The sequence below is a fragment of the Achromobacter spanius genome (assembly GCF_039673305.1).
In the GTDB taxonomy this organism is placed as follows: domain Bacteria; phylum Pseudomonadota; class Gammaproteobacteria; order Burkholderiales; family Burkholderiaceae_B; genus Achromobacter; species Achromobacter spanius_F.
The window spans coordinates 68631-85507 of the sequence record NZ_JBDJLJ010000009.1; the positions used below are offsets into that span (position 1 = coordinate 68631).

Here is a 16877-nt window from a genome sequence, read left to right on the forward strand (position 1 = left end):
CTCTTCCGAGGATTGCCGCCGCACCCTGCCGGCATCCCTAAGCCAGCGATTGCTGCCGCGAATGCGGCTTGCGCGCAAGCCGCAGCCCGTCGCGCATGTTCAGCCCGAGTAAACCGACATTGACGGCGCCGGCGGCCAGTTCCACTCCCTGCACCGCATAGAACCAGCCATCGAATTGCCCCGCGCCGGCCATGCGCGCCAGGGCGATTGCACAGGGCAGCAGCACCAGCAGCCCATTGGCCGCCACGATGCGCATGCGGCGCTTTTTCACGTCCAGCAGGCGCCCCGTGCGTCCGGCGGCCAGCGAAAAGCCGCTGGCGCCGGTCATCGCCATGGCCGGGATCAACACCCACATCGCCGTGAGTATTCCGTTTTTGACCGCGACCACCGCGGACTGGCTCAGGAAAAGTTCGGACGCCAGCGTCGACGTCCAGAATGCGGCGATGCACAGCAGGGCGACCGTGCCGGCGATGGCATGCAGTTTCGATTTCATGATGGTTCCAGGGGAGGCGCGGGGTTCAGGTGGCCCTGCATCGCGTCGAGGGTGGCCTGGGCGGTCCGGACCTGCGCAGGCGAAACGCGGCTTGCGAGTTGGGCGGCTTCGGCGGCCCAGAGCTTTTCGGCTTTCAGATAGAGCTGGCGTCCGCGCGGCGTCAGCGCATACAGGGGAGACCGCCGATGGGCGGGATTGGCCTGCGAGCTGACCAGGCCGGTTTCGGCCAGCAGGTTCAACTGCTTCTGCGCACCTTGGCGCGTCACGCCCATGGCCTGCCCGACCTGGGGCGCGGTGAGTGGCTGGCCGGCCAGCGCAAGAGCGCCCAGCATCTGCCAGCGCGCGCTGGTCAGGCCCAGGGGTTCGACCAGCTTGTCGCCCCATTGCAGCAGGGCGCCATGCGTGCGAAAGACCGTCAGCGTCAGTTCGGTGAGCGCCGCGACATCGGCGGGGAACTCGGGAAGGGAGGAGGTTCTTGATCGGCTCATGACAACCAGTTTCCAAGAATGGAAACTGGTTGTCAATATGGGGACGATAATCAGCCTGGCCTGTGGTCACGGCCGGAGGCGGATGCTCCCCAAAGAAAAGGGGCGTCCGATTGGACGCCCCTCCTGTCAGATCAGCGAGCCCGGGTGGTGTTTCCCGGCCGGGCCATCAAGCTTCGATCCGCTCCACCTTGCCCACCAGCAGGATGTACGACAGCGCGCCCAGCAGGGCCAGCGACGACACGTACACGATGGCCGGCGCGAAGCTGTCCTTGGACACCAGGTAGCCGATCACGATGGGCGTGCAGATCGACGACAGGTTGCCGACGAAGTTGAACACGCCGCCCGTCAGGCCCAGCAGGCGCACGGGCGCCAGCGTGGACACGAGCGACCAGGTGATCGACGCCAGCCCGTTGCCGAAGAATGCCAGGGCCAGGAAGAAGATCACCCACGGCGTGGAGTCCGTGAAGTTCGCGCCGATCATGGACGTGGAGATCAAGAGGCCCAGGATGATGGGCAGCTTGCGCGCCACGCCGACGGTGGCGCCGCGGCGGATCAGGAAGTCGGACAGCACGCCCGAGCACAGCACGCCGATGAAGGCGGCCAGGAACGGCACGGATGCCAGGAAGCCGGACTTGATGAAGTCCATGCCGCGGTACTTGACCAGGTAGGTGGGGAACCAGGTCAGGAAGAACCACAGCGTGGACGTCAGGCAGAACTGGCCCAGGTACACGCCCCACAGCTTGCGCTTGGACATGACCAGCCCCAGGTCGTTCCAGTTGAAGGGAGCCTTCTTTTCGCGGGCGCGCGTGTCCAGGTCCACGACGCCGCCGCCTTGCTGGATCAGTTCGATTTCCGCCGCGTTGGCGCCCTTGAACTGGCGCGGTTCGCGGTAGATCATGAACCACAGCACGCCCCAGACGATGCCCAGCAGACCGGTGCTGACGAACACCATGTGCCAGCCGTAGTGGTGCTGCAGCCAGGCCAGCACCGGCGTCAGGAACGCCAGGCCGACGAACTGGCCGGACGTATAGAAGCCGATGGCGGTGGCGCGTTCGCGTTCCGGGAACCACGTGGTGACGACACGGTTGTTGATGGGGTAGGCGGGGGCCTCCAGCGCGCCCACGGCCAGGCGCAGCACGAACAGGATGATGAAGCTGCCGGCAAAGCCCATGAAGAACGTCGCCGCGGACCACAGGATCAGCGCGGCCGCGTACAGCACGCGGGGGGACACGCGGTCCACCAGCCACCCGCCGGGGATCTGCATGGCGGCGTAGGTCCAGCCGAAGGCCGAAAGGATCAGGCCTTCATGCCAGGTGTCCAGGCCGAACTCGTCCTTGAGGGCGGGGGCGGCGATGGACAGGTTGCTGCGGTCCAGGTAGTTGATGACGACGGTGATGAACAGCATCACCATGATGATGTAGCGGCTGCGGCTGGGCCGCTGGCCGCTTTGCAGGCCGGCGTGGGTAGCGGTGGACAAGGGGGTCTCCTCTCTCTTTTATCGGCTTACCATTCGGCGAAGCTGCCGTCGGCGTGGCGCCAGATGGGGTTGCGCCAGCGGTGGCCGACTGCGGCGCGTTCCTTGACGTACTCTTCGTTGACCTCGATGCCCAGGCCAGGGCCCTGCGGAATCGCGACCATGCCGTCTTCGTAGGCGAAGACCTCGCGGTTGCTGACGTAGTCCAGCAGGTCGTTGGCGGCGTTGTAGTGGATGCCCAGGCTTTGTTCCTGGATGAAGGCGTTGTAGCAGCCGGCGTCGATCTGCAGGCAGGTGGCCAGCGCGATGGGGCCCAGCGGGCAATGCAGCGCCAGCGCGACGTCATAGGCCTCGGCCATGGCGGCGATCTTGCGGGTTTCGGTGATGCCGCCGGCGTGCGACGGATCGGGCTGGATGATGTCCACATAGCCTTCGGACAGCACGCGCTTGAAGTCCCAGCGCGAGAACAGGCGCTCGCCCAGCGCGATCGGCGTGGACGTCAGCGGGGCCAGTTCCTTCAGCGCTTCATAGTGTTCGCTCAGCACGGGCTCTTCGATGAACATGAGCTTGAACGGGTCCAGCTCCTTCATCAGCACCTTGGCCATGGGCTTGTGGACGCGGCCGTGGAAGTCCACGCCGATGCCCACGTTGGGGCCGACGGCGTCGCGCACGGCGGCCACGTTCTCCAGGCACTTTTCCACCTTGTCGAACGAGTCGATGTACTGCAGCTCTTCGGTGCCGTTCATCTTCACGGCGGTGAAGCCGCGCTCGACGGCGCTCTTGGCGGCTGCGGCGGTGTCGGCAGGACGGTCGCCGCCGATCCACGAGTACACGCGGATGCGGTCGCGCACGTTGCCGCCCAGCAGCTGCGACACGGGCACGCCCAGGTGCTTGCCCTTGATGTCCCACAGGGCCTGGTCGATGCCGGCCAGCGCGCTCATGTGGATGGCGCCGCCGCGGTAGAAGCCGCCGCGGTACAGGACCGTCCAGTGGTCTTCGATGTTGCGGGGGTCTTTGCCGATCAGGTAGTCGGACAGTTCTTCGACGGCGGCGGCCACCGAATGCGCGCGGCCCTCGACGACGGGTTCGCCCCAGCCGACGATGCCTTCGTCCGTTTCAATCTTCAGGAAGCACCACCGGGGCGGCACGATGTAGGTGGTGAGCTTGGTGATCTTCATGCTTGTGTCTCCTGGGCGGAAAAAGCGCTTTGCCAGGCGGCGACGAAAGCGCGCGCATTCTGGCCGACGTCGGCGGCCGACAGGCCGGGTTTGTACAAGGCGGAACCCAGGCCGAAGCCGCTGGCGCCCGCCTGGGCATAAATGGAAAGGTTGTCGGGCGTGATGCCGCCCACGGGAACCAGCGCGATCGGCGGGCGCATCACGGCGCGCCAGGCCTTGAGCACGACGGGGCCCAGCTGTTCGGCCGGGAACATCTTCAGCACGTCGGCGCCGGCGGCCAGCGCGGCAAAGGCTTCGGTGGGCGTGGCCACGCCGGGGCAGGACGCCATGCCCAGCTTCTTGGCGGCGCGGATCACGGCCGCGTCGCTGTGCGGCATGACGATGAGCTCGCCGCCCGCCTGCTGGATGCGGGCGCAGTCGTCGGGATTGAGGACGGTGCCCGCGCCGATCAGGCAATCGGTGGGCAGCGCCGCGCGCATGGCGCGGATGCTGTCCAGCGGATCGGGCGAATTCAGCGGCACTTCGATCAGGCGAAAGCCCGCGTCGTACAGCGCCTGGCCGACGGGTTCCGCTTCGGCGGGCGTGATGCCGCGCAGGATGGCGATCAGGCCGCAGTGGGCCATGGCGGTTTGCAGACCGGTGTGGTTCATCGAGTGTTCCTAGGCGGAGATCGGGGTGGAGGCGGAGACGAGTCCGCCGCAGACGGCCAGGTGCCACAGGCCGCGTTCGGTGGCGTTCTGCGCCTGTTCGGGCGTGCCCAGGCCGTAATGCTCCATGGCCAGGATGTAGCGCCGGCACAGCGCGGGTTCGCCGCAGAGCACGATGCGGGGCAGTTCGCCCTGCTGGCGCAGCATGTCGGCAAGCGCCGCGATTTCATGGCCGATCAGCAGGCCGGACAGGTAGTCGGCTTGCGACTCGGACGCCAGCTCGCCGGTCAGGCCCAGCGCGCGCGTGCTGAAGATGGTGGACAGCACGCCCGCGCGGCCGGCCGGGGCGCCGGCGACCTTCACGCCGCGCTCGAAGGCGGCCATGTCGGCGCTGGCGGCGTCCGCCATGGTGCGGCCCAGGATGGTGTGGCCGCGCAGCGCCGCGTAGACCTCGCCGGTCATGAAGGTATCGAAGTGGGTGACGCGGCCGCGGCGGGCGTTGACCCACTTGGAGTGCGTGCCGGGCAGGCCGATCAGCACGCTCTCGGCGTCGCCGCCGGCCTGGTCGTACATCACGCCGAAGACCTGCGTTTCTTCGCCGCGCATCACGTTGGGCAGGTCATGGCGCTGGATCAGGCCGGGGACGATGTGGACGGGCGTGGCGCCCTCGCGGTCCACGACGGTCAGCAGCGTGCCGATGCGTTCCAGGTCCACGGGCACGTCCAGGTAGGCGGCTTCCTTCCAGCCCTGGGCGCTGCCGACCATGCCGCAGGCGATCACGGGCAGGCCGGGTTCGGCGCGCAGCCAGTCGCCGCAGGCCTGTTCAAAAGCCAGCTCGAAGCCGGACAGCGCGGTGGTGGCGGCGCCGTCCTGCAACGGTTGGGGCAGGCGCATGATGCCCCAGGGCAGATGGCGCGTGTCGAGCGTGCGGCCCGTGGCGTCCAGGCGATACGCGCGCAGCGAAGAGGTGCCCCAGTCCAGCGCGATAAGAGCCGCACGGGCGGGCGATCCGGTAGTCATCAGAGTCTGTCTCGTCTCTGGCCGCGTATCCGGTTGCCCCGCGTCGCGCCGGGTGGGCGCGGTGCGGGCGGATGTCGCGGTCGTTGTTGTCTGAAGCCCGCGGGCCGCTTGGAGGCGCGGCGCGGGCGATGCGAAAAATTCTAGATCAGCGCTTGAAAAATCTCAAAATATAGAATTAAATCCCACATACAGGGAATAAAATCGGGTCGGGCAGCGAACGCAGACGCGCCGCTGCGGCCCGGATATCCCGTGTTTCCGGGCATTCCGGCGTGCGGCGCCGGGTATGCTTGCGCCTGGACCCTGCCGCCTCACCGCTTCAATTTCATGACCGCCACTTCCCCGAATCCCGATCAACCGCCCACCCTGGACCCCGATTCCGCCGCGCCCGCCGGCACGCAGACGCTGATGCGCGGCCTGGCCGTGGTGCAGGCCGTCGCCGATGGCGCGCGCGACCTCAAGGAAATCTGCGCGCGCATCGGCGTGGCGCGCAGCACCACGCACCGGTTGGCCAGCTGCCTGGTGCAGGAACGCTATCTGCGCGCCTTGCCCGGCGTGGGCTACGTGCTGGGCCCGAAGCTGATCGAACTGGGTTTCCAGGCGCGCGAGGCCTTCCCGATGGCGACGCTGGCGCGTCCCTATCTGGACAGCCTGGCCGACCTGACGGGCGACACCATCCACCTGGCCGTGCGCGACAACAACGAAGTGCTCTACCTGGAAAAGATCCCGGGCAAGAAGGGGCTCGAAATGCGTTCGCGCGTGGGGCACCGCATGCCGCTGGCCGCCACGGGCGTGGGCAAGGCGCTGCTGCTCGATGCCGAAGAGCCGCAATGGAAAGCGCTGCATCGCGTCGGCGCGCCGGTGTCGTCGCGCGCGCCGGGCGGCCTGCAGGGCTGGGAGGCGTTCCGCGACCGCATGCGCGACTACGCCGCGCAGGGCATCGCCTTTGACCTGGAAGACAACGAGCCCTCGATCCGTTGCGTCGCCGCGCCCGTGCGCGATGCGTCCAGCGGCATCGTGGCTGCGATCAGCGTGTCCAGCACCGTGCCGTACATGTCGCTGGACCGCATGCGCGAGATGGTCCCCGTCGTGCAGGGCGCGGCGGCGGGAATTTCCGCGGAACTGGGCTGGAAGGTGGAGCGCGGCTGAAACCTGGCCGCCAACGCTTCCTTTCGAGTCAATGGCGATCAGGCTGCCGCCTTTGCGGATGACTGCCAGCTCCTGTTCGCCTCCCTTCCTACAGCGCTTGGACCAGGCGCCAGGTAACCGCTCTTCCGTTCACTTCCGGCAACGGATCGTTGTGCATGAACCGCTGCCTTCCTTGCGAGGGTTCCTCTTCGCATATCCAGATGCCTGGCCAGGGGCAGGGCGTGCCCGACGGCATGCGCAGAAAGTGGCGCTCGCTGGTCTTGACCTTGCCAGACTCGTCGATCACGTCTTTGATTTCCTGCGGGGTATCGAAACGGCGCAACCATAGGTTGCTGGTCAGCGGATTGAAGCGCACTTCGCCCGCGATGGAGCCGTAGTGCAGCGAACCGATGTCCTGCACCCGCAACGCGCGGATGGCGTTGTTGACCTTCACGTACAGCTCGGGTCGCGGGTCTGTCTGGGCTTTGCCAAGCGCCGGCCAATCGCCTGCCCGGATGGCGGTGCCCCATTCGTAGGGAAGGAGCGCAATGCGGTCGTCGTTGAGCTTGGTCTTCAACTCCTCGGGCGTGCCCAGGGTGGCAACCCAATGATGGGCCAGGAAGGTATACCAGTTGAGATTGCAGTAACCCTCGCGCCATGCTTCATTGCCCGTTGCTCCGCAGATATCGATACCCCTATAGGCCCAAGCAATTTCGTATTCGATGGTCTCGTAGTCTTCGGAATCGTGGCACTGCTGAATGCCTAAGCCTGCGGCACCGTGGAGGGGGCGAAGCAGGGCACAACACTTCAGCAGAAAGCTCTCAAATCTTGCTTTTCCTACGCCTCGAATTTCCTCGATAGGCAAGTAAAGTCGGACCGTAGTAAACGTTTTGTGCACGCTCTCAAACCAGCCAGCAGGCGAGTAGACGCTGAATGCGTAATCGCTTACATGTCCCAAGCCTAGCCGAGACATACATTTGAACTCGACAACATCCATGGGGCTGGAATTCACAATGTAGTCTCGATAGGCTTCAAAGCCCATCTTGGAGAAAGGGCGAACGATCATGCGCTTATCTTCCCTGTACCCCCCCATGAGCCTATCGCCGTAGAGTTCATGGTACAGAGAGAACGCATCGGCAATGCCCTTGCGGCGAACTGGAAGGTAGGCATCCATCAGACTAAAGATGGCCACAATTCCGACCTGTTGGACGGGTAGCGTATTGTCGTCCTCATCCATGAAGGTGAAAGTCCAGCGTTCGGCGTCGAACTGGCTGAAGAAATCAGTCATCTTGTAGTTTCCGGTGCATCGGGCCAGAACAGATACAGCTGTTCCGTACGCGGTTGATAACGTTGACTGGCCTCCCACTCCTGATAGGCGTCCCATTGACGTTGAAGTTCGGGACGCAGTACGGGGGCGGAGCTTCCGTCTTCCGATTGGGCATAAGTCACAGTGGTTCCCGCCGCACTTGTCCCTCCGATGAAACGGCCCCAGGCGACAAGGCGGCCGTAGTGCACCACTCGTGGGCCGGCGCTAGCGGTCAACGTTGACCCGGAGATCGCAGCACTGCCCCCTGCAACGGTGGCCATGTCAGTGCCAATGCCTGCGGCACCCACAATGAAGAACGGAGCCGCAAGCGTCATTTCAATTTGTGCGTGTGCCCGCGCAGCCCGAGCATTCGCCTCTCGCATATCAGGGCTGGCACTCATCACGGGGGTTCCCGAAGGCGGTGGACTGACTTCCAGGACTCGTCGGGCAGCCTGATGCTCTGCATCAATCAGCCCGACGATCAAACCGTGTGGATCGGCTGAAGCTCGCAAAGGGAGGGAAAGTGCCTGCGACACGGGTTTGTAGACGGGTTCCTTCTGCGCAGCAGTCATCCATTCTCGACGCTGGCGCCTGTCGGCTCTGTCGCACCGGCCGGCATGAAGCAATCGAAACTTGAATTTATCGCCCGCAATACGCTCATAGGCCTTTGCCTGCTCTTCAGATAGTGAGTCTCCTCCAAACTTCATTTCAATTACGCCAGCGAGGTTGGGCTGGCTGTATTGCGGATTACCCCTCGTCGTATGGTTGATGACCCTCACCACATCAGGAATCCGCAGCAACCCCTTTCCCACCTTCTGAACATCCTGCCAGATGCCTTTATCGGCGTTCGACGGCAACGGCACTGGAATCATTTTCTCAAGCTCATCTAGGCTCAATACGTCCACAATGACCTCAAGACTGCTGTACTGCGGAAAGTGGTGGCTGCTGATCCGCTTGTATTGAGATAGCGGAAAGGCGCTCGGCCGATGCGGATGCTTTTTGCTCATGATGGGAGCCGGCGGCGTCTTGGTCATGTCGTAGCCCACTTCGGCGCAATAAGGCCAGCGATATTCAAAGAGTTCGTTGTCTGCCCGAATCAGCAGCGCGACGGTGCGTTGATACATGGGGGCCTCGTCGCCAGAACGCCTGTACGGATTGGCGCTGGCATAGCGTGCCTTCTCGCACAGGTACCAAAGGTCAAGCGGGTTGGTCACGGGCAGCACTTGGCCTGAAGCATCAGGTTTGGTGGAGCCTCGGGTACTTGCCCCCGGGTTTTTTGGCCCGGTACGTGGTGTTTGGGGGGCCATGGTTCAGCCTTTCTCCTTGGCGGGGTTGCGCAGAAAATCCAGCGAATAGTCGCCAGCGCCATCCCAGTAGCTGGCATTCAGATGCAAGAGGTCATCCGGATCCGGTATGGCCGAGATTTCCAGGGGTTCTCTTGTGTCGCTGGTGACGACTTGCGTACGGCCGTGATCGTCGGTGCGCCCACGCACGATGCCGCCGCTGGCACGCACAATCTCGTAGGCCTGGTTTGGCAGGACCTCGTTTGTGCTCGCGTCGCGCAATACGAAGTACTCCTGAAAGGGACCGGGCAGGCCGGAGAACTTGCCGAGCGTGGGCACCATCGTTCCAGGCCCCTTGAAACTGTGGTTCGTCGCCTTGACAGTGAAGGCACCGGGCATGCCCATTTCGATGTTGCCCCCCGCCATCTTGATATAGGCTCCACCGCACAGCAGGGTGATGTGTTCCTCGGCGGACAACGTGACATGGTTGTTGTTAGCGCGAACCTCCACGCTTTTTTCCGCTTCGATGTGGATATTGTTGTGTTGGGCCTGTAAAAGCAGTTGGCCCATATGGGCGATATGGCGCATATCCCCGCGCTGCGCGAAGGTGCCGAGGCCGTCGCCGGCGTTCACGACGACGCGCTCGCCCGCCGTCAGCTGCAGATTTCGCTGGGCGGCGGCATCCAGATGCTCGCCCGCGCCAAAGGCGATGGAGCGGGGCGTTCCGGCTGCGATTCCGGCTGCTGCGGAGAGGGCCATGATCGGCTCAGTGCTTTCGCCAATGCCCTTGGCCTGGTCATTGGCGCCCTGGCCGAGGTCTCGTACCGATTCGGTCAAGGCTTGGCGCGGCTCGTGATCATGGGCCATGCCCTGATGCTCGCCCGCATAGTTGCCCAGGCTGCGCGCCAGGTGTAGTGCCGCCTCCAGAACGGCAACGATTGCAGTGCGGTCAAGCTGGCCCCCCTGGGCATTGGCTTGCGTCTCAGTAGTCAAAAGCAAGCCTTGCGCAGCGCGTAGCGCACCATGCAAATCCGTGCGCAGTTCGAAGCCTTCGCCGCGCGGGGCGCCGCCGTTGGGGCGGGGATGGGTGAGGTAGCCCAGGTGCAGGTGGCTGGCGCCATGATCGTTCATCAGCGCGGCGCTGATTTGAGACGGAGTGTCATCCAGCCTTAGTTCACTCGCTTGATTGCCTTTGTGTTCCTTGCTCCTGACCGTTGCCAAGTCTTTGAATCTCGGCAGCTCATAGGGCGGCAACTGCAAGCGGTTATACACGCGGCCGGTGATGACCGGCTGGTCCGGATCCCCGTCGAAATAGGAGACGATGACTTCCTGGCCGACGCGTGGGATGGCCATGTGTCCCCAGGTGGCGCCGGCGATGTTTTGCGACACGCGAATCCAGCAGGAACTGTATTCATCCTGCTTGCCCTGGCGGTCCCAGGGGAACTGGACCTTGACCCGGCCGTACTCGTCGGTATGGATTTCCTCGTTGGGGGGGCCGACCACGATGGCGTTCTGCGGCCCCTCGATGCGCGGCCTGGGCAGCGGTTCCGCACGCCACTCGGCGTCGTCCGGAACCAGTTCGGCGTCGTAGTGGTAGTGGATGCCGACCTGCGCCTGGGCGCTGTCCTCGGCCTGGCTGGTGTGCTGCGTGCCGCGGTGGACCATGCGTACGGGGCGCCAGCCGCGGTTCATGTCCTCGCGCGGGTGGCCGGCCAGCGTGAACGAGATGCCCGGCTGCAGCCTCGGGTCATCGCCCTCGACTTGCGCGATGCGCGCATCGCGGCGGCGGCCGCGCAGGCGGTTCTCGGCGAAGGGTTTTCCGGTCTCGTCGAACTTGGCGCGCGCGGGGTAGTCATAGCGTTCGTAACGGCGTCCCTGGTGGTCCAGGTCCTGCCCGTCGCGGCTGTGCTGGTGGGTATAGCGAGGGTGGTGGAAGGTGTAGTCGCGCTGGGTCTGGCGCGCGGTGCGCACGTTTTCGGCGTAGGCGAAGCGGCGCAGCGCGGGCTGGGGCTGGTCGCCGCCGGGCGTGGGGTTGTATTGCACGGGCTCGTCGCCCACGCGGCCGTGTATGAACAGACGGTCGCTGTGGACGAGTTGGTGACCCTCGGCGCTGTGGCGAAAGGAATAGAAGAAGCCCTCTTCGCGCATGATGCGCTCGACGAATTGGTAATCGGTGTCGCCGGCCTGCACGCAGTACTCGCGCGGCCGGTGCTTGGTAGTATTGCGCTGCTCGTAGTCCTGGGTGAGGCCATGCGCCCTGAGCACCACCAAGGCGATTTGCGGGACGGTGAGGGACTGGAAGATGCGCCAGTCGGCGCTGAGTTTCAGGCGCGCCAGGCGCGGCTCGACGACGGCGGAGTAGCGCGTGCGGCGAAAGCCCGTCTCGCCCTGAACGAAGGAGGACACAGCGCCGTGCACGTAGCGCACGGGCGTGTTGCCGTGCCAGATGGTGAGCAGGGCGGCGTGGTCCAGCACCTTGCCGAAGTCGATGGCGGGATTGGCGCTGGCCAAGTCCACTTGCAGCAGGAAGGCCAGCGAAAGCCCTTCCTGCAAAGTGAACTCGACCACTTCGAAGGACTCGCTTCCCGCAGCAAAGGTGAAGCGCAGATCGGATTGAGAAGGCATGACGTGCTCCCGGCGACGACAGGCCTTCGCCCGCCGCGCGGTGAGCGTCCAGTCCGCCTAAAGGGGAATGCGTCCGCCGCGAATAGGGGATGGCAAGGGACGCGCATGGAATGCGCCGCCATTAGGGCATACCTACCGATCTTCGGATATGAGAAGAATCTTATTTTGTGTCAGGAACAGCCTGACAATTCTCGGAAACAGGCTGGCGCGATGGCGTCTCAACGATCCTTACGAATCCATCCGTGACGCCTCATGTCCTATCGCGCGCGACAATGCCCTTCAGTTATCGGCCGTGAGCGGCGGCAATGGCAGCAGCCGCTGCTGGATGTCCGCCATGGCCCTTTCCAGTTGCGCGACCAGGGCCTGCGCGGCCGGCGACAGCGAACGGTCGCGCCGATGCAAAAGGCCGATGTAGCGGCGCGCCGATGCGTCGCCCAGCGGCGTGCAGCGCAGCCCGGACAGGTTCAGTTCCGGCAGCGCCAGCCGGGGCAGCACGCTTACCCCCAATCCTTGCCGCACCATGCCCGCGGCCGTTCCCATGTGGGTCACGTCGTAGCGCAGCGCGGTGGCGGGCGCGTCGGCCTCGTCGCGCACCGCGCGGTCGAACTGCTGGCGCGCATGGGAACCCTGCGACAGCAGGATCAGGTCGTAGCGCAGCACATCGCGCCAATGCAGCATGCCGGGCGCGTCGCCCAGCGGGTGGCCGGCGGGGTAGACCGCGCAGAAGCAGTCCTCGCCCAGCGGCGTGAAAATCAGGTCTGACGCCGGTTCGGCCTGCGCGGCCACCGCGAATTCGATCTGGTTGGTGCGCAGCAGGGCCACCAGTTCGTCGTTGTGCGCCTCCACCACGCGCACCTTCAGGGCGGGATGGGCCTGGCGCAGCGTGCCCGTCGCGGCGGGCAGCAGGCTCAGCGCGGTGGACGGCAGGGCGCCCAGCGCGACGTTGCCGCGCCGCACCGCGGCCAGGTCCGCCAGGCTGCGATAGGCCTCCTCCAGGTCGGCGATCGGCCGCTGCACGCGCGCATAGAAATCCTGGCCGGCGGAGGTCAGGCTGATGCTGCGCGTGGTGCGTTCGAACAGGCGCAGGCCCAGCACTTCCTCCAGGTCCTGGATCAGCGCCGTGAAAGACGGTTGCGTCACGCCCAGGTGATTGGCCGCGTGCGTGAACGAGCCCGTGTCCACCGCCAGGAGAAAGGCCTTGAGGGGCCGGTATTTGATATTGATAGCCATAGGCTAAGAATATTGGATAAATATCTATTTGTGTCTAATAATCGACCGGCCGATGATGACGTCTACCGAAGCCCCTCCGGATTCCAAGACGTTATGGACGCATCAAGCCACAAGCCCTTCCGGCTGGGCGCCAACTGGCGCCTGAGCCAAGACGGCGACGCCGTCATCACCTCCATCAACCCGGCCGACGGCAGCATTGCCGGCATCGTCACGCGCGCCCTCCCGCAGGACGTGGACACGGCGGTCGCCATCGCCTGGGACGCCTGGCAGCACAAGCCCTGGCGCAAGCTGCGTCCGGACCAGCGCGCGGCCACGCTGTATGAGATAGGCCGGCGCCTGTCCGCCGAACGCGAGCCGCTGGCCCGCCTGCAGATGCTGGACAGCGGCAAGCCATGGAAGGAATGCCTGAACATGGTCGACAGCGCGGCCGGGCATTTCCGCTACTACGCGGCCGTGTGCGAGACCTGGCAGAACGAGATGACCTCGCCGCGCGGCGAGTACTTCTCGATGGCCCTGGCCGAGCCCTTCGGCGTGATCGCCGCCATCACGCCGTGGAATTCGCCCATCATGAACGAGGCGCAGAAGGCCGCGCCCGCGCTGGCCGCCGGCAACGCCGTGCTGATCAAGCCGTCCGAGGAAACGCCGCAGCTTGCGCTGGAGCTGGCCCGCATCTGCGCCGAAGCCGGCCTGCCGGAAGGCCTGCTGACCGTATTGCCCGGCCACGGCGAAGACGTGGGCGCGGCGCTGGTCAAGCATCCCGGCGTGCGCATGGTGTCGTTCACGGGCGGCACCGAAACCGGCCGCGCCATCGGCGGCATCGCCGGCCAGCGCCTGATCCCGGTGGGATTGGAACTGGGCGGCAAATCGCCGCACATCGTGTTCGACGATGCCGACCTGGACCGCGCCGTGGCCGGCGTGGTGTCGGGCATCTTCGGCTCGGCGGGCCAGAGCTGCGTGGCGGGTTCGCGCCTGTTCGTGCAGAAGTCCATCTACAAGCGCTTCATGGATACGCTGGTGGAGCGCACGCGCCAGGTCCGCGTCGGCTTGCCCGACGATCCGGCCACGCAGATGGGCCCGCTGGTGTCGCGCGCGCATCGCGACAAGGTCGCGGGCTACGTGGACATCGGCCGCGCCGAGGGCGGCCGCGTGCTGGTCGGCGGCGCGGCGCCCACGCAGGCCGAACTGGCCAACGGCTGGTTCTATCTGCCCACCGTGATCGACGGCCTGGGCAACGGCGCGCGCGTCTGCCAGGAAGAGATCTTCGGTCCGGTGCTGGTGGCGCTGCCGTTCGAGGACGAGGACGACGTCATCCGGCAGGCCAACGACACGGCCTTCGGCTTGGCCGCGGGCATGTGGACGGGCGATTACGCCCGCGCCTGGCGTGTGGCGCGCGAGATCGAAGCCGGCTCCATCTGGATCAACACCTACAAGCAATCGCATATCGCGACCCCCTTCGGCGGCTTCAAGGCCAGCGGCATCGGGCGCGAGAAAGGCCTGCACGGCCTGCGCCTCTACAGCCAGGTCAAGAGCCTGTACTGGGGCATGCACGACAAACCATTGGGACTTTGAACAAACATGACGACTGAAAAGAAAGGCGCGGCGCTGTCCTTGGCCGACTCCCGCATCCTGATCGCCGGCGCGGCCAGCCTGGTGGGTTCGCACACCGCCGACGCGCTGCTGGCGGCCGGCGCGAAGGAAGTGATCCTGCTGGACAACTTTGCCTTCGGCACGCCCGAGGCCATCGCCCACCTGCAGGACAATCCGCGCGTCAAAGTCGTGCGCGGCGACCTGATGCGCCTGCCCGACCTGCTGGCGGCCACCGAAGGCGTGGACGGCGTGCTGCACCTGGCGGCGTACATGACGCTGGGCTTTGCGCAGACGCCGTGGCAGGCGGTGGACGTGAACATCCGCGGCGCGCAGAACATGCTGGAAGCCTGCCGCGCCAACAAAGTGAAAAAGATCGTCTTCGCGTCGTCCAACGCCGTCTACGGCTATGGCACCGGGATTGCCGGCGCGCTGGTCGAGAATGGCCCGTTCCACTCGGTGGGCGCGCCGCCGGCCGCCATCCTGTACGGCGCGTCCAAGATCATGGGCGAACAGCTTTGCCGCCAGTACCACCAGAAGGCCGGGCTGGACTATGTGGTGCTGCGCTACTCGACGGTCTACGGCGAACGGCAGCATTACCGCGCGGCCAATTCGCTGTACATCATGGAAACCTACGACCGCGTGCGCAAGGGCGAGCGCCCCGTGCTGCCGGGCGACGGCACCGACACCAAGCACTTCGTGCACGTCTCGGACGTGGCGCGCGCCAATGTGGCGGCCTTCCAGAGCACGGCCACCGACGTGGCGGTGAACGTGTCCGGCCCCGCGCCCATCACCACGGGCGAACTGGTGCGGCTGGTGCTGGATTACTGCAAGAGCGATCTGCAGCCGGAGATCAAGCCGGACCCGCCCGGCACCGTGCGGCTCACGTCGGGCGGCGCGTTCCATATTCCGCACGATCTGGCGGGCCAGCACATCGGGTGGCAGCCCAAGGTCAGCATGGCGGAAGGCGTGAGCCGGCTGCTGGCCTGGCGTGAAGCGCAGGAAGCCGGTTAAACCGCAAGTTCCGCCTGTGCGCAGGCGGAACCCGCCACACGGCGCCGCAGAGCGCCGGGGCAAGGCAGTGAAAGGCATCAGCGTCCGCACGACAGAAAGCGGACGCGATGCGCACACGAGGAGACATGACCATGAAGATTGCATCCCTGTTGCCGGCCGCAGGCGTGGCGCCGCGCGCCAATCCGCTGGCATTCGCGACGCTCGCGGGATGCAGTCGGCCGTTCGCGCCGGACATGCCCACCCCCATCACCGTCGCGGCCGACAAGGCCAAGGTCCATCGGCGCAACGACAAGCCCAAGCCGCCCGGCTGGGTGTTGGATCCGACGGGCCAGCCCATGCTCGAGGCCGAGTACGTACTTCAGTAGTCACGACAACAACATCCACAGGAGACAGGACAATGAAGAAGCGCAACTGTATTGCCGGCGTATTCATCGCCATGGGACTGGCGCTGGGCGCGGGGACCGCGCTTGCCGCGGGCTATCCCGACAAGCCCGTGACGCTGGTCGTGCCATACCCGCCCGGCGGCGCCACGGACGTCATCGCGCGCCTGATCGCGGAGAAGTTGCCGGCCGCGTGGGGCCAGCAGGTCATCATCAATAACCGCCCGGGGGCGGGCACCACCGTGGCCGCCGAAGCCGTGGCGCGGTCGCCCGGCGACGGCTACACGCTCTACATGACGACGGCGGCGCACACCATCAGCGCCAGTCTGTACAAGAAGCTGAACTACGACCCCCTGAAGGATTTCGCGCCGCTGACGCTCACGTCAACCATTCCGCTGGTGCTGGTGACGGCGCCGTCGCTGCCGGTCAAGAACCTGGACGAACTGATCGCCTACGCCAAGGCGGCGCCTCAGGGGCTGAGCATGGCCTCCACCGGCAACGGCACGCCGCAGCACCTGACGGGCGAGCTCTTCAAGGCCAAGGCGGGGATCAAGCTGGTGCATGTGCCGTACCGCGGCGACGCGCCCATGCTGACCGACCTGATCGGCGGCCAGGTGCAGATGGCGTTCGTTACGTTGTCGGCGGCGTTGCCGCACATCCAGTCGGGCAAGCTCAAGGCGATCGCGCTGGCGCATCCGCGCCGCGTCGACGCCATTGCGCAGGTGCCCACCATGGCGGAAGCGGGCATGAAGAACTTCGAGGCGGCCACCTGGTTCGGCCTGTTCGCGCCGTCCACCATGCCCGCCGACCTGCGCCAGAAGATCTACCAGGACGTCGCCAAGATCGTCGCCACGCCCGAAATGACCAAGAAGCTGCAGGACATGGGCGGGGACGTGAACAACAGCTCGCCGCAGCAGTTCCAGGCATTCATCAATGATGAGGCGCAGCGCTGGGCCGAGGGCGTCAAGCTCTCGGGCGCGCAGATCGACTGACCGGCCGCACGGGCCTTTCCGACGGGAGTACACACACG

At 65.6% G+C, this 16877-nt stretch carries 15 protein-coding genes; 5 read left to right on the top strand and 10 right to left on the bottom strand.

What is annotated here, in order from left to right:
* Positions 1 to 37: 37 nt before the first annotated feature.
* The 6 genes from ABE485_RS10640 to ABE485_RS10665 form a co-directional block, all read right to left on the bottom strand.
* Entirely contained in the window at positions 38 to 493 is a 456-nt protein-coding gene (locus tag ABE485_RS10640; protein WP_346515265.1) for a hypothetical protein, read from the bottom strand.
* A complete protein-coding gene (locus ABE485_RS10645) occupies positions 490 to 981 on the bottom strand; it encodes a MarR family winged helix-turn-helix transcriptional regulator (protein ID WP_346515266.1) in 492 nt (163 codons plus the stop codon). The genes ABE485_RS10640 and ABE485_RS10645 overlap by 4 nt, the downstream gene beginning before the upstream one ends.
* Positions 982 to 1147: 166 nt before the next feature.
* Positions 1148 to 2458: an MFS transporter gene (locus ABE485_RS10650; RefSeq protein ID WP_346515267.1), complete on the bottom strand. Its 1311-nt coding sequence runs from the start codon at positions 2456 to 2458 to the stop codon at positions 1148 to 1150.
* A gap of 26 nt (positions 2459 to 2484) precedes the next feature.
* Positions 2485 to 3633: a galactonate dehydratase gene (dgoD, locus tag ABE485_RS10655; RefSeq protein ID WP_056559450.1), complete on the bottom strand. Its 1149-nt coding sequence runs from the start codon at positions 3631 to 3633 to the stop codon at positions 2485 to 2487.
* Positions 3630 to 4283 carry a 2-dehydro-3-deoxy-6-phosphogalactonate aldolase gene (locus ABE485_RS10660; RefSeq protein WP_346515268.1) on the bottom strand — a complete coding sequence of 218 codons (654 nt, stop codon included), beginning with the start codon at positions 4281 to 4283 and terminating at the stop codon, positions 3630 to 3632. The genes dgoD and ABE485_RS10660 overlap by 4 nt, the downstream gene beginning before the upstream one ends.
* 9 nt (positions 4284 to 4292) lie before the next feature.
* Positions 4293 to 5300 (bottom strand): 2-dehydro-3-deoxygalactonokinase, encoded by a 1008-nt coding sequence (locus tag ABE485_RS10665; RefSeq protein WP_346515269.1) that lies wholly within the window; start codon positions 5298 to 5300, stop codon positions 4293 to 4295.
* Between the two features lie 324 nt (positions 5301 to 5624).
* Between ABE485_RS10665 and ABE485_RS10670 the strand changes: the two genes are divergently transcribed.
* The gene (locus ABE485_RS10670) at positions 5625 to 6446 is read left to right on the top strand and encodes an IclR family transcriptional regulator (protein WP_346515270.1); all 822 of its coding nucleotides are present in this window, start codon (positions 5625 to 5627) and stop codon (positions 6444 to 6446) included.
* A gap of 88 nt (positions 6447 to 6534) precedes the next feature.
* On the opposite strand, the gene ABE485_RS10675 is transcribed toward ABE485_RS10670, so the two are convergent.
* The 4 genes from ABE485_RS10675 to ABE485_RS10690 form a co-directional block, all read right to left on the bottom strand.
* Complete coding sequence (locus ABE485_RS10675; RefSeq protein ID WP_346515271.1) at positions 6535 to 7713, bottom strand: type VI immunity family protein; 1179 nt, start codon at positions 7711 to 7713, stop codon at positions 6535 to 6537.
* Positions 7710 to 8855, bottom strand: a complete 1146-nt coding sequence (locus tag ABE485_RS10680) for a VRR-NUC domain-containing protein (RefSeq protein ID WP_346515272.1) — start codon at positions 8853 to 8855, stop codon at positions 7710 to 7712. The genes ABE485_RS10675 and ABE485_RS10680 overlap by 4 nt, the downstream gene beginning before the upstream one ends.
* A 186-nt stretch (positions 8856 to 9041) precedes the next feature.
* A complete protein-coding gene (locus ABE485_RS10685; RefSeq protein WP_346515273.1) occupies positions 9042 to 11639 on the bottom strand; it encodes a type VI secretion system Vgr family protein in 2598 nt (865 codons plus the stop codon).
* Between the two features lie 279 nt (positions 11640 to 11918).
* Positions 11919 to 12869 carry a LysR family transcriptional regulator gene (locus ABE485_RS10690; protein ID WP_346515274.1) on the bottom strand — a complete coding sequence of 317 codons (951 nt, stop codon included), beginning with the start codon at positions 12867 to 12869 and terminating at the stop codon, positions 11919 to 11921.
* A gap of 93 nt (positions 12870 to 12962) precedes the next feature.
* On the opposite strand from ABE485_RS10690, the gene ABE485_RS10695 reads away from it, so the two are divergent.
* From ABE485_RS10695 to ABE485_RS10710, 4 genes are all read left to right on the top strand, one after another.
* Complete coding sequence (locus tag ABE485_RS10695; RefSeq protein ID WP_346515275.1) at positions 12963 to 14438, top strand: aldehyde dehydrogenase; 1476 nt, start codon at positions 12963 to 12965, stop codon at positions 14436 to 14438.
* 6 nt (positions 14439 to 14444) lie between these two features.
* Complete coding sequence (locus ABE485_RS10700) at positions 14445 to 15467, top strand: NAD-dependent epimerase/dehydratase family protein (RefSeq protein WP_346515276.1); 1023 nt, start codon at positions 14445 to 14447, stop codon at positions 15465 to 15467.
* Between the two features lie 131 nt (positions 15468 to 15598).
* Positions 15599 to 15832, top strand: coding sequence for a hypothetical protein (locus ABE485_RS10705; RefSeq protein ID WP_346515277.1), 234 nt, complete (start codon positions 15599 to 15601; stop codon positions 15830 to 15832).
* A gap of 32 nt (positions 15833 to 15864) precedes the next feature.
* Positions 15865 to 16839: a tripartite tricarboxylate transporter substrate binding protein gene (locus ABE485_RS10710; RefSeq protein ID WP_346515278.1), complete on the top strand. Its 975-nt coding sequence runs from the start codon at positions 15865 to 15867 to the stop codon at positions 16837 to 16839.
* Positions 16840 to 16877: the final 38 nt, after the last annotated feature.